Below are 12,951 nucleotides of genomic sequence, written 5' to 3'. Positions count from 1 at the left end.
ACAAATCGGGCTTTGATAAGGGTATCAAGATAATTAAGTTGGCTCTTTCTTTTCCTAATGGAAGACTCCAACAAATCCATCATATACATACATTTTTGCTGTTCATCTCTATTTATCTGTGGAATATGAACTTCTTCCAAAACATTTTTCCCAATAGCTTTGAATGTGCTACCAGTTCCCTTATTATTTAAATCAGTATTTTTTGCTTTCAAAAGATGAAAAATATAATTTCTTTCTGCGTCATCTTCTATAGTTATGGCAGCCAAACCTCGCCCAATGCAGCATTTATCTTTTGCATAATTCAGAGCGCCTATAGGAGCTCTTACAGAAATTAAAATATCTCCTGGCTCAGCTATTTTTTTAGGAGCATTACACCATATCCGCTCATTGGGATATACTTCACCAAAATCTGCATTTCCTTGGAAAAATGGCAACCCATCTTTATCAGTGTTATAACTTGCGGATTCTGGTGATTGTCCCATAGTTATTTTCGCGACATCTTTTAACAATTTATATTCCATCTCATACCCCTACAAATCTCAATTTATTTTTTCAATAAAGCCTTTAATTCAGCCAATTCTGTCTGTATTTCCGTTTCTAGCGCCTCTATTTTGCCAATAATTTCTTCTGTAGGCGGGTACTCTACCGGTACATACTCAAATTCCTTGTATTTATTTATGGACAAATCATAGTCATTATTCTTTATTTCTTCTACAGGCACCACAAATGACTGTTCCGTACGTTTTCTGTTTGTTTCAGCCTCAAGATTGCCATATCTGGCAACGATATCAGGAATATCATTTTCCTGTACCGGCTGGCGTTTATCATCAAGGCTGAAGCCATCGGCCTTCATATCATAAAACCACACATTGTCAGTACCGCCAGCCCCTGTCTTCGTGAAAAACAGTATCGCTGTGGATACCCCGGCATAAGGCTTAAATACGCCACTTGGCATGGATACCACTGCTGTCAGCTTATTGTTTTCAATGATTTCTTTTCTTATCTGCTTATGAGCCTTGCTGCTGCCGAAAAGCACTCCATCTGGAACGATGACCGCAGCCCGACCACCCTTTTTCAAGATTCGCAGGAACAGGGCCAAAAATAAAAGCTCAGTTTTTTTGGTCTTAGTTACCTTTAAAAGATTAGCCGCCACTGCTGTAGCATTAAGACTCCCCTTAAAGGGCGGATTAGCTAACACCAAGGAATACTTTTCCTCATCAGCATTGCTTTCTGACAGACTGTCCCTGTAGCTGATATTGGGATTTTCTACACCATGGAGCATCATGTTCATGGCACCAATACGGAGCATAGTAGTATCCATATCATTGCCATAAAACATATTGTTATTAAAATGCTCCCGCTGAGCATCGTCCATAAATAAATCACTATGGTGCTGACGCAGATAATTTTGGGCTTCAATCAGGAAACCGGCGGACCCCATGGCCGGGTCAATAATTGTATCACCTGGATTGGGCTGTACCATATCCACCATCATTTTTATAATATGACGCGGTGTACGAAACTGGCCATTTGTACCAGCCGTAGCCACCTTGGACAGCAAATACTCATACAAATCCCCCTTGCTGTCTCCGCCATCATGGGCTTCATCCAGGCCCAGTCCGTCAATACCATCTACTACCATGGACAGCATACCAGGGGTAGGAATTTTAAATATTGCATTCCCCATGTAGCGGGAATATGCTGACTCTCTGTCATTATGCAAATTCTTAATAAATGGAAATACCTTATTCTGTATCAGCTCATACATCTTGGCAGCATCACCTAAATTTTTAAACCTGCTCCATCTATATTCCTGTGCCTCATCCGGGAATATTCTGTCCGGCTCATAGCCAAGAATGGCCGCATCAGCCTCCCGCTGAGTTTCCACCTCATCCAGCTGCTTAATAAACAAAAGATAAGTGAACTGCTCAATTACATCCAACGGATTAGTGATACCACCAGTCCAAAAGGTTTCCCAAATCCGATCTATTTTATTTTTTAACTCCCCAGTAATCATTCCATGACCCCATTTCCCTTATTTTCCAATAATTCATTCTATAAAAATATTAGGTATCCTTTATTATTACATCCCTTAAAGAGATTGTTCCCTTCCTTTCACCAAATATATTTTACCAATTATTAATATACTTGCAAATATTAGGTAGGTAATTTTTTATCCTTTTACATGCATGTTCTCCATTTTAAATAATGCCAAAAAAAAGCCCTATGACCTATGCAATCATCATTGCATTTTCATAGGGCGTTAGAGCTTATACAGAACTGTTTCTTATCTCTATCTGGCACATTTTCATGGCTCTTAATGCTCCCTCATGGCTTTCCGGGGTTACCCCGGCACAGCAGGCGGCATCCACGGCAATTTTCTGTTCCGGACTGGCGGCCTTCAATATCATGGCATTGGAAATCACGCATATATCTGTACAGAGCCCCACCAATTCAACCTCATCATATTCCTTCACCAATGATGGCAGCTCCATGGAACCGAATGCCGGCTTTTTTATTACAGCCTTTGCCTTATGAAGATATGGCTGCAGGGCTGAACATATTTCCCAGCCCTTTTCCCCTTCAATACAGTGCTCAACAGGCAGGTTCTGCCCCTCCTGGGTGGAAAGATAATCCTTATGATGGGTATCCTGGGTAAAAATCAGGTCTGCATCCCGTACATTCCCCAGCTTGTCCACCAACCGTGGCAGCATCTCCTGGGCCTCGTTGGTTCCCAAGGCCCCACCAATAAAATCATTCTGCATATCCACGATAACAATACATTTACTTGACATAACATATACTCCCCTCAACAATAATACCTCTGCAGTGAACTACCCACACTTAAATTATACCGCGAAACGCTGACCCCAGTAAACAATATCATCAAATGATACCTGCAATCCCCCCACGACTTAAGCAATAAACTGAAAATTAGTTGCAAAAAAATCCTTTGTCATCTAAAATGATGCATATACAACAAAAGTCGAAGGGAGGTATGACCAGATGCTATCCTTTAAGGATATTCCCTGCTACTATCTTAAGCTCCGTTGGGCTGAGATGCTCAGCAGAAAGTTTTACAATAAGAGGATGCAGGATTGCGGCATTACGGGGCGGCAATTCACTTTGCTGTTCATTATAAAATACAACGGTGGCAGCTCCCTAAGTGAATTGGGGGATATGATGAATTTGGACCGCTCCACCATTAACCGCTCCATTCAGCCGCTACTGAAAAAAGGCTTACTAGAGGACCGCAAGGCGGAGGGCCAGCGCAACAGCAGTATCTGGCTTACAAAACGGGGTGAAGAGGTCTTTAACGAATCATCAAAATCCTGGAATAAGGCCCAGGAGGATTTTGCCAGGCTGTACACCAAAGAGGAGCTGGAAAAATTCGACTCCACCCTGGAATTATTAAAGCGGTTGGAGGAGGATTAATTTTTATAGGCAGTTTGATGTATATGCACCAAACCACAAATACCAATAATATGTTTAAAAAGGAGCATTTTGTATGCAACGTTTATTTTTCTTGGATAACCTAAAGGCCTTCGTGGTCAATTGGATGATTTTACTGCACATAGCCCTATGCTATATTGTTATGCCCCTGCCCTGGTGGTATGTCCTGGATCCCCAGCCCAGCGTCGCTTTAAATTATTTTGTTATGATTACCGACATGGTTATTATGCCCATAATGTTTTTTATATCAGGCTATTTTGCCATCCGCTCACTGGCCAGAAAAACCGGCAGGGACTTTTGGATGCCCAAATGGACCCGTATTGGTATTCCATGGCTCATCGGTATATTGATTATCGCCCCCCTTACCAGTGTTATCATGCCCTATAGCCGGGGGCTATGCAATGACCTTTGGACGGCTCTTACCAAATATTATTGGTACGATGCAGCCACCGGCGGTGCCGGGGAATTTTTCAATCAGGTACCCTTCTGGTATCTGGGAATGCTGCTACTGCTCTACGCCATTGCCTATTTCATCGTAAAAATTCGTCCCTCCTATGCACAGCAGCAGACTCCTAGTGCCCCCAAATTTTGGTTATTCCTGGGCCTTACCCTGTTTACCTTTGCAAATGGCATGGTTATAGATATGATTACCGGTGATGAATATCTGTGGGTTAATTTTTTCTACATTCTTAAAGTTCAGGTTAGCCGTGTCTTATTGTATTTCCTCTATTTCTTCCTGGGTATTCACGCTTGGCGCCGCCACTGGTTTGAGGAGGGCTGTTATGTGCCCTCGGCCGCCAAGTGGACTCCGTTATTTATTGTTTCCGCCGCCTTCATTGACTGGTCCTTCATTCACAGCCCAGCCATGGTAAGCAGTCCATTGGAATTTCTCTTTTACATTTCCCTGAGCCACGCCCTGCTGCTGACCTCCAGTGTCTTTGCCCTGCTGGGCCTCTTCTACCGCTTCTGTAACTTTACCAACAATACCCTGGGCAATCTGGCCTCCACCTCATATACCATGTATTTCTGCCATACAATTTTCATCTTCTGGCCATCTTTTTACATGATGGATATGAATATGCACGCCCTCTATAAATTCCTTATTGCCGTCATTATTACCTGGCCAATAACCTATATCGGCGGCAGACTGCTGCTAAATTGTTCCCTGTTCGCCGACAGCAAAAAAGCCAAAATAGGCTAAGCTGCCGACTACCACATTCTTCGCAGGGTGACTGCCACCATAACATCCTTATCATGCTTGCCCTTTTGCAGCATGGCACCCCCCGCCAGGGTCCAGCCTGGGGCAAATTCGGCTTCACCGCCCATAGACATAATGAAGTGGGTTTTATCCCCTTGTCCCACCATTTCGTAGGTGAACAAGGCATCACCAACATGGCCGTAGCTAAGCCGCGGATCTGCCCCGCTAAAGGCGTGCTTTACCCCCAGCCGCAGACCATAGCTGCCGTTGGGCAAATACCGTTTGAATTCCAGGCCAATACCGCCAGCCATATAGGTGTTGGTTTTACTGTTCACCCGCTGGCCAAAGATGCCGGCCCCCCGCTCACTGTACCCCTCCTGCCATAGCCTTGATAGCTGAACATTGGCATAAGGGATAATATGCCAGGCCGTCATCTGATATGCGTTCAAATCGTATGTATATTCACCGCCCAGCTCCAAAAGGCGGCTGCCATAATCCGCGGCCGCCTGCAAATTTAATCCTCCTAAATTGCGGGTAAGGTCATTGTTCAGCCAGCCATAATCCAGATAAATATAGCCGGCATGAGGCCCCAGACTGTAGCCGCCGTACAGCCCCAGTCTGGTATCATTCATATCGTTGTGGGCATAATTATCGGCAAAAGAAATGTTGCTATGACTGATGAAGGCCCCCGCCCGCCAGCTTGGGCCGTAGGCCCGGTCCCAGCCCATGGCCATGGTGGTGCCATGGTAGCAGCTGCTGTTACGGCCTTCCCCCCAGTTTCGCATGGTCTTAAACCAAAAATCATTGTCCACCGGCTGGTCCAGCTTTAGGAAGAGGTCGGTATCACAGGCGGATACGTTCCCAGCCAGTCCGGCTGTTGGTACAGGCACACTGGTATTTTGCAGGGCAAAGGCCTCCGCCAGCCGTGAGGAAACAATATGACTAGCCATCAAATTGCGTTGGGCCAGGGCCATGGTGGTGGCTGTGGTATTTGCCCCCAGTGCTGACAGGGTGGCTCTGGCGGCAGGAGCAGCCATGTAAAATAACGGCCGCATATCATTACGCCGGTTATCCCCCTTGGCCGTAAGGAAAGCGCACATATTGGTCATGGCCGTAAAGGATTGATTTATGGTGGAATCGGTGGTGCCAAGCCTGTTTGTGGCGGCGGCAGATACCTTTAATACGCTTCCCCGGACTACACCTGAGGTAGTCACCATAGCCGAAGCCGGATAAGGCTTGTCCGGCGGATTGGCAACTTTTCCATCAATGGCTGATGCCGTAAGCATATCCCATTCTTCCCCCGGCAGTATATTATTGGCTGTTACCGTGGAGCCAGCTATATTGGCAGCTCCGTCTACTGCGAATTGGCTGTTTCCCAGTGGTGTCCACTGACTTACGAGTTTACCAGTGGAAACCAGCCCATGCATTTTCAGTACCCCATTGCCCTGTTCATCACCGGCCACAGTGGTACTGCGGTTGTATAATATGCCGCCGATAGTCCCCTTGCCGGTGATAATACCATGCTCTATGCTATAGGCATCGCCGAATACAGAGCCATTTATGGTCAAGGTGCCTTCCTTGACGATGCTGGCCCCCTGGTAGGTGTTGTTTCCGCTCAAAGTCAGTCCCCCGGCACCGGATTTTATAAGTCCAACCGGAAGATTGAGCAATCCGCATTCACGGAAACAATTATTGTAAAAATCAATGTAGGCTTTTACGAAGGCTCCTCCAATTACTTTTTCATCGGAGCTGTGGTGAGTCCGATCCAGCCAGTTGGTTTTGTAGTAATTGTAGCGTTTTTGCAAATCCTCCTCCGGGCTGTCAGCCGCCAGGAGTCCTGCCCGAATTTCCTTTATATCGTTAGACCAGACCGTATTGAAGCCAGCCGTGTCAATATGATACAGAGCCTGTGTGGCAGCCCGGCCGCCAATGGTATATTCGCTGCTTATATCAGTCGTGTCAAGGCGACGGGCATTAAGGGCACCCGGCCCCTTTATTGCCTTGCCGACATCTATTACGCCTTGCCCTACCAGGGCTTCCACAGGGGTATTGTAGAAATCGCAAATGGGAAAAATTTCGACTTCATACTTGGCCTGATAGGGTGAAAGGTATTTGCGTAGTCCCACGTAACAATCCTTTTTCTGCTGTTCCAAAGTCCTTATCCTGCCGTCTAGATAAAAAATGTATATGGAAGCATCATCTCCACCATAATCCATTATTTTTACGGAAAATCCCTTTTGTGACGTAATCCGGGAATTGGCCGTGGACAGCATCACATCACCGATTTCCTTGGCACTCATGTATGGAAAGGCCTGTTGTACCAAAGCAGCAGCACCAGTCGCAAAGGGAGCGGCCATGGACGTGCCGGACATCACTACGTCAGGCTTACCATCATTGGCAAAGTTTGAATTGGAAGAGAAAATTTTGGTACCAGGGGCAGCCATGGCGGCATCCTCATTAAACATGGCTCCGTTGCTGAAATAGCTTGTTATGCAATCCCCCTGTATATCCCCCTTCTTTCTGGTTATATATCTGGTGCTCTCCAAGGCAGAAATGGATATGATGTTAGTTGGAACAGCCGTATTATTGTGCCAGTACAGTAATATTTCATTATCCGGGTTTAGTGTGCCAGAGTTCCCCGCCGACCTAAAGAGCAATTTATCATTTAAGCAGATATCGTCCATCATTACACTGTATATACGATATCCGGGATTTTCCAGCATATGGTAAATCATAGCTTCCACAGAGGAAATATGACATTGTTCCGCATTTGGCAATAAATCTGGTGAGTAACCCCAGGAGGCGTTTATGATTTTTAAATTTTTATTTTCCAGGAAGGGCTTCATAAAATCAGGGTCAACTGAAGCTCCATCCCAGGCGAATTTGTCATAAAATGGATAACCGACAATTTCAGCTCCGTAAGCTGCACCATGCATTCCTAAATTATTTTTGTCGGCAGCCACAATTCCGGCTACGTGAGAGCCGTGAGCAATATATTCCCAATATTGATTATCCCCATATTTATATACTGTTCCGTCCTTATCGGTATAAGGAGGGAATTTATTTTCCGCCATATAGCTGTTTTTCTTGTTGCTGAACTCCGGCGAGGCAAAATTAATAGGTATGTCACTGATGCCGATGGTAACGCCTTTACCTGTAATACCTTGGTCGTATGCCTCAGCAGCATTGATAATATCCAGGCCGGTGCTGGCATAATATTCCGGTGTTTCAAAGTCAGCCGGGGCGGCGGCTGCTGCCTGACCAAGAGCGATCCAGGCCAATAGTGTAGTTATCGATTTAGTATATTTAATATGCTTATGTGATTTTATTTTTTTAACAGCCCTACACATACAAAATGCTCCTTTCTCTACAAAGGGTGAAGTCAAATATATGTTCAAGCATTGGACAAAGCCTATATCAGTACGTTCTATTCACTATAACTACCGCCCTTCTATCAGTATTTTACTCTATGAATATCTATAGAGCAATTGTCTGGCTTCAATTGCTTTAGCAAATTCGCCAATTGGCTACACAAATTTGCCGGACCCAGCTTTATTAATCACCTTATGGCGAGGACTTCTGGTGGATTAGATTCAACAAAAAAGCCTGTCAATCCACCTATCCAGATGAATGACAGACTCATGTTGCTATTTTTCCTATTTTCTATGGACAAGGGATAAATATAATACCGGACAAAGTATCATGATTGTTCCCACCAGCTCCGGCAGCTGGTAAAGAACATCCAGCAGCCACACAGACAGCAAAATGGCGCTGACAGGCTCCACCAGCTCATAGATGGCCGCAATCTGGGGCTTGATGTATTGCAGACTGGCCAGGAATGTCCAAAAGGCTATTGCCGTACCGAAAAGAACAGTGTAAACCACATTAAAAATGGTAAAGGTATCCATTTCCACCGTTTCCGTAATAGTCCAGGGCTGAACTATGGGCAGCAGCACAGAACCAGTCAGCAAAAGCCCCCAGCCCGTCACATTTGACGGCCGAAAATTCTTCATCAGGTAGCCAGGCTGTACAGTGTATATTACGCCAAATATAGGCAGCAGTATCCCGTAGATAATCCCCTCCTCCGATACGGACAGGGTGGTCATATCGCCATGGGTGGCCATCACCACTGCTCCCGTAACAGCCGAAATACAGCACATTATTTCATAAAATTTGGGCACAGACCTGCTGCGCAGGGACATCCATAAAATGGTGGCAATTGGTGCCAGACTCACAAAGACAGTGGCCATGGCGGCATTCATGTGCCTCACGGCAGACAGATAAACGTATTGCACCCACATTAGGGTAATGAAGCTGAATATCAGCATCTGGATAATATTTTTCCTGCCCTTCCAAGGGGCAAAAAAATTCCTTTTGTATATAAAATAATCCGCTCCTAAAAGGACAATTCCGGCGAAAAACATGCGGATTGTCACCACCCACATGGCCGGCAGGCCCTTGTTTTGCACCAGATACTGACAGGTAACCCCCATTATGCCCCACAGAATTGAGCCGGTAATGGCAAGAATTGCCCCTTTTTTCCTCGGGGAAGCATCAAGCATATAATTCCTCCACAATAATCAATATCAGAAAAGGCTCCACACCCTTCCTGACGAAAAATAGCGGTTAGTTAATGCTGATGGAGCCATTAATTCCCTTTTAAGCGATAAAATACCCGGCACAGGCCAATAAACATTCCAAATACCCCCAGACTGGCCAAAAATTGGAGATAATCGGAATAATAAAGGACGGAATAATCCTTCAAGGCCAGTGCAATAATGTTGATGACGGTGCAGCCCAAAAGCACCTTAAGGCATTTTTTCTCAAAGGAAGTGATTTCTTCTGCGTCGTTACTGTAGGAATACGCCATTATCGATATAAAAAACGTAATGAAGGACAATAGAGCCCCCAAATGACCAATTAACATTTATAATCCTCCATATAATTAACTCTTATTACCGCGCATTGCCAAAATTTCATCGGCATACTGCTCTGCCTTTAAGCCCACCACGACCTGCACTGCATTGCCGGCCACCAGCACGCCACGAACCTCTTTAATGCGTTTCAGTCCCTCATTATCCACCAAGGATAAATCCTTTACTGTACAGCGCAGTCTGGTGGCACAGCTTGATATTTCCGTTAAATTGCTGTTACCGCCTAATCCCTGCAATATTAGGGTTGAGATATCACTAATATCAGCGGATAAGTCCTCAGTAGGCCTATCCTCATCATAACGTCCAATAGTCGGAATGTCAAAATATCGGATAGCCCAGCTAAAAATACCATAGTACAGGGCAAATGTTACCACACCGATTACAATAATCAGCTCCGGCCTGGTGGCCAGCCCCCAATCTATTACATAGTCAATAAAGCCCGCGGAAAAGCCGAAGCCATCCAACACACCCACAGAGTAGGTCACAGCCAGGGACAAACCGGTCAACAGGGCATGAACCACATACAGGGCCGGGGCCAGGAACATGAACATGAATTCTATAGGCTCGGTAATACCTGTAAGAAATGACGTAAAGGCAACTGAAGCCAGTACACCACCGATTTTCGCCCTGTTTTCTGGCTTGGCCGCATGATACATGGCCAAGGCCACCGCCGGCATACCAAACATCATCATAGGGAAAAAGCCTGCCATAAACATACCCGCTGTTGGGTCGCCGGCAAAAAAGCGGTTTAAATCACCGGTAACCACTGCCCCGGTCACCGGATTGGTATATTCACCAAAGACAAACCAAATAAAGCTGTTAAGAATATGATGAAGGCCTACAGGAATAAGCAATCGGTTTAGCACGCCATATACAAAGGTTCCCAGTGCACCTGCCCCAATTATCCATTCACCAACAGAATGAATAAAGGCCTGACAAGGTCCCCAAATGACGCCGAATATGGCCGCCAAAATAATGGATACCAATGCGGTCACAATCAGCACAAACCGCCGTCCGCCGAAAAAGCCCAAATACTCCGGCAGCTTAACCTTGTGATAGCGATTATAAATTACTCCTGCCTCAATACCGCTGACAATACCGGCCAGCACGCTCATATTCAAGGTTTCATCAATGGTTTTTAGGGCCGAAGTCAAAATCAGATAGCCAATGGCACCGGCCAAGCCTGCCGCTCCATTACTGTCCTTGGCCAGGCCTACCCCGATACCGATGGAAAAAATAAGGGCCAAATTATCAAATACGGCCCCACCGGCCTTGGTGATAAATGGTATGTCCAGCACATCCGGTGCCCCCAGGCGTAACAGCAGGGCGGCGGCCGGCAAAACGGCGATGGGCAGCATCAATGCCTTGCCAATACTTTGCAATCTGATAAACAAATCCTTCATAAATTTCATCCCCTCTTTATTAACATACCCAGAAAAAATCGGACTGCGTCCGCCAGTCCGATTAGCTTTACAAATATTTGCCATAATCCACATACTATTGGCTAATATCCACCTGGGGGCTGTCCAGTCCAAAGCCTTCATCCAAGGATGAGGTGTACTGACTAATCATATCAATTATCCCATCACCAGTAAAGCCCTTTGGCATTGCAGATTTACCAGTATGCTTATCATCACCGTCAGAGTACCCCTCAGGCATTTCCTTGTATTCCTTGCTATGGGTAAATTCCTCCCAGGCATTTTGAATAGCCCGCAGCTTATAGAGTAATTTTTCAATAATTTCCGAAGCAGCATCCTTGCCACCTGTATCGGTGGAAGGAGCCTGTCCCATGGAAGCAGCCTCCTCTGAACCATTGTCGGAAGGAGCTTGTTCGCCGCCTTTATCCCCATCGTCGGCCTTGCTCAGCTCAGACATAATGGTATTAATTTCCCGCATTACAGAGGATAACATTTCCTTAGCCATATTTTCTGAGGCCCGCTTTTCTGCAGCTTCTGCCTGGGCAACATCATTGGTCACCTCGGTCCCTTCAACGCTTACACTGCTGGCAGCTCCATTGGCAATAGGTGCTTCTGTATAAGCAGAATTTACCATAGCAGTCCCCATGGTAGGTTCTCCATCAACATCAGCCGTGGCATTTATATCCGTACCAGCCATTACGTCAGCTCCATCGGCATTAATGTCGGCGGATATATCATCACTCATGCCACCAGAAAAGGATGAAGCACTACCTCCAGCTTCTACTCCTGCACCGGCTCCCCCGCCCTTGGCGGCCGTCAGCTCCGCCAGGGCCTCATTGGACGCCTTTAATTGGGCCCGCATCAATGCCTGCCGGGCTTCCGCCTTGGTATGACAGCCTGACAAATCCCGCTCCAGCTCCTCCCGGGCCCGTTGAGCCCCCTTGGCCTTGCGATACAGATCTGGATCATTTTCCCGTAGATAACGCATTTCATCTGACGAAAGCTTACGGCCGCCCTTTAGCTTTGATTTAATCGTGGCAGACCTTATAGGGTCACTATGCTTGGTACTTTGATTAGCACTAATCCTCTGCAAGGCACTTTGCAGCTTTTCCGTTTTATTAGGTATCAGACTCTGTCCTGTTTTTATGCGGTACTTGGCAGCTGTTTTCAAATTTCGCTGCTGCACATATGCACCGATACGTCCAATTCCCTCCAGCATAAGAACACCTCCCTGTAGTTATATCAATGTTGTATCGAAATAATGTGCTTTGAAATTAAAGTAAATGACACCTGCAATTCACCAAATGGTCATTTACCATACCAATGGCCTGCATAAAGGAATAGGTAATTACAGGGCCCACGAAGGACATTCCCAAACGTTTAAAATCCTTGCTCATTTTCTGGGATATTTCCGTTTGCGTTGGTATTTCGCTGTTAGCCTGCCAATGACCTACTATCGGCTTTCCCTTGGTGTAGCTCCACACAAAGGCATCCAGGCTGCCATGCTCCGCTATAATTTGCTGTACGGCAAGGGCATTTTTCCGCACACTGTAAAGCTTGCTCCGGTTGCGGATCAGCTGGGGATTTTCCAGCAGGGAGTCCAGATAATCATCGGTAAGACTGGCACATTTATCAATATCGAAATTGTAAAAGGCCTCCTGATAGGCCTGACGCTTGTTGATAATGGTCCGCCAGGACAGCCCTGTGCTTTGGCCCTCTAAACAGAGCATTTCAAAAATATGGCGGTCATCATGGGATATACGGCACCATTCCCCATCGTGATATTCGATTAACAATGGATCATTGGCCGCCCAAAATCCACACTCTTTTTCCTTGTCCATTGGCTTCACTCCTCTATAACGAGCTTTAAGCTGTCCCCCACCTCTTTAGGTAGGGGAAAACAAACTACAACAGCTGGCGAGCATATCTCCCAGCTCGTTGAAACGCT

At 46.0% G+C, this 12,951-nt stretch carries 11 protein-coding genes; 2 read left to right on the top strand and 9 right to left on the bottom strand.

The window, feature by feature from the left end; all coding sequences use genetic code 11:
* The 3 genes from Q0Y54_RS08075 to Q0Y54_RS08065 form a co-directional block, all read right to left on the bottom strand.
* Positions 1 to 521, bottom strand: a 521-nt coding sequence (locus Q0Y54_RS08075; protein WP_297966148.1) for a restriction endonuclease subunit S, incomplete at its 3' end; no start/stop codon positions are given.
* 23 nt (positions 522 to 544) lie between these two features.
* Positions 545 to 2,017: a class I SAM-dependent DNA methyltransferase gene (locus Q0Y54_RS08070; protein WP_297966146.1), complete on the bottom strand. Its 1,473-nt coding sequence runs from the start codon at positions 2,015 to 2,017 to the stop codon at positions 545 to 547.
* 253 nt (positions 2,018 to 2,270) lie between these two features.
* On the bottom strand, positions 2,271 to 2,795 hold the full coding sequence (locus Q0Y54_RS08065; RefSeq protein WP_297966143.1) for a cysteine hydrolase family protein: 525 nt from the start codon (positions 2,793 to 2,795) through the stop codon (positions 2,271 to 2,273).
* Positions 2,796 to 3,006: 211 nt separating this feature from the next.
* Between Q0Y54_RS08065 and Q0Y54_RS08060 the strand changes: the two genes are divergently transcribed.
* Both Q0Y54_RS08060 and Q0Y54_RS08055 read left to right on the top strand, forming a co-directional pair.
* Positions 3,007 to 3,435 (top strand): MarR family winged helix-turn-helix transcriptional regulator, encoded by a 429-nt coding sequence (locus Q0Y54_RS08060; RefSeq protein WP_297966141.1) that lies wholly within the window; start codon positions 3,007 to 3,009, stop codon positions 3,433 to 3,435.
* 73 nt (positions 3,436 to 3,508) lie between these two features.
* Positions 3,509 to 4,654, top strand: a complete 1,146-nt coding sequence (locus Q0Y54_RS08055) for an acyltransferase family protein (protein WP_297966139.1) — start codon at positions 3,509 to 3,511, stop codon at positions 4,652 to 4,654.
* Between the two features lie 8 nt (positions 4,655 to 4,662).
* Here the strand turns inward: Q0Y54_RS08055 and Q0Y54_RS08050 are convergent, their stop codons facing one another.
* The 6 genes from Q0Y54_RS08050 to Q0Y54_RS08025 form a co-directional block, all read right to left on the bottom strand.
* Positions 4,663 to 7,932: a S8 family serine peptidase gene (locus Q0Y54_RS08050; protein ID WP_297966137.1), complete on the bottom strand. Its 3,270-nt coding sequence runs from the start codon at positions 7,930 to 7,932 to the stop codon at positions 4,663 to 4,665.
* A 375-nt stretch (positions 7,933 to 8,307) separates the two neighbouring features.
* On the bottom strand, positions 8,308 to 9,213 hold the full coding sequence (locus Q0Y54_RS08045; protein WP_297966135.1) for a DMT family transporter: 906 nt from the start codon (positions 9,211 to 9,213) through the stop codon (positions 8,308 to 8,310).
* Between the two features lie 86 nt (positions 9,214 to 9,299).
* The gene (locus Q0Y54_RS08040; protein WP_297966133.1) at positions 9,300 to 9,578 is read right to left on the bottom strand and encodes a hypothetical protein; all 279 of its coding nucleotides are present in this window, start codon (positions 9,576 to 9,578) and stop codon (positions 9,300 to 9,302) included.
* An 18-nt stretch (positions 9,579 to 9,596) separates the two neighbouring features.
* Positions 9,597 to 10,988, bottom strand: coding sequence for an N-acetylglucosamine-specific PTS transporter subunit IIBC (gene nagE, locus Q0Y54_RS08035; protein ID WP_297966130.1), 1,392 nt, complete (start codon positions 10,986 to 10,988; stop codon positions 9,597 to 9,599).
* A 94-nt stretch (positions 10,989 to 11,082) separates the two neighbouring features.
* Positions 11,083 to 12,222 carry a hypothetical protein gene (locus tag Q0Y54_RS08030; RefSeq protein WP_297966127.1) on the bottom strand — a complete coding sequence of 380 codons (1,140 nt, stop codon included), beginning with the start codon at positions 12,220 to 12,222 and terminating at the stop codon, positions 11,083 to 11,085.
* Between the two features lie 55 nt (positions 12,223 to 12,277).
* On the bottom strand, positions 12,278 to 12,844 hold the full coding sequence (locus Q0Y54_RS08025; protein ID WP_297966123.1) for a DNA-3-methyladenine glycosylase I: 567 nt from the start codon (positions 12,842 to 12,844) through the stop codon (positions 12,278 to 12,280).
* Between the last annotated feature and the right edge of the window lie 107 nt (positions 12,845 to 12,951).

Source organism: uncultured Anaerovibrio sp. (assembly GCF_947302755.1).
In the GTDB taxonomy this organism is placed as follows: domain Bacteria; phylum Bacillota; class Negativicutes; order Selenomonadales; family Selenomonadaceae; genus Anaerovibrio.
This window is presented reverse-complemented; position numbering and strand designations above follow the sequence as displayed.

What these genes read in the sequence shown, in the direction of transcription:
- Q0Y54_RS08045 (WP_297966135.1), bottom strand. Translation starts at nt 9,213, where the DNA reads ATGCTTGATGCTTCCCCGAGGAAAAAAGGGGCAATTCTTGCCATTACC.
- Q0Y54_RS08060 (WP_297966141.1), top strand. Translation starts at nt 3,007, where the DNA reads ATGCTATCCTTTAAGGATATTCCCTGCTACTATCTTAAGCTCCGTTGG.
- Q0Y54_RS08055 (WP_297966139.1), top strand. Translation starts at nt 3,509, where the DNA reads ATGCAACGTTTATTTTTCTTGGATAACCTAAAGGCCTTCGTGGTCAAT.
- Q0Y54_RS08025 (WP_297966123.1), bottom strand. Translation starts at nt 12,844, where the DNA reads ATGGACAAGGAAAAAGAGTGTGGATTTTGGGCGGCCAATGATCCATTG.
- Q0Y54_RS08030 (WP_297966127.1), bottom strand. Translation starts at nt 12,222, where the DNA reads ATGCTGGAGGGAATTGGACGTATCGGTGCATATGTGCAGCAGCGAAAT.
- nagE (WP_297966130.1), bottom strand. Translation starts at nt 10,988, where the DNA reads ATGAAGGATTTGTTTATCAGATTGCAAAGTATTGGCAAGGCATTGATG.
- Q0Y54_RS08040 (WP_297966133.1), bottom strand. Translation starts at nt 9,578, where the DNA reads ATGTTAATTGGTCATTTGGGGGCTCTATTGTCCTTCATTACGTTTTTT.
- Q0Y54_RS08070 (WP_297966146.1), bottom strand. Translation starts at nt 2,017, where the DNA reads ATGATTACTGGGGAGTTAAAAAATAAAATAGATCGGATTTGGGAAACC.
- Q0Y54_RS08065 (WP_297966143.1), bottom strand. Translation starts at nt 2,795, where the DNA reads ATGTCAAGTAAATGTATTGTTATCGTGGATATGCAGAATGATTTTATT.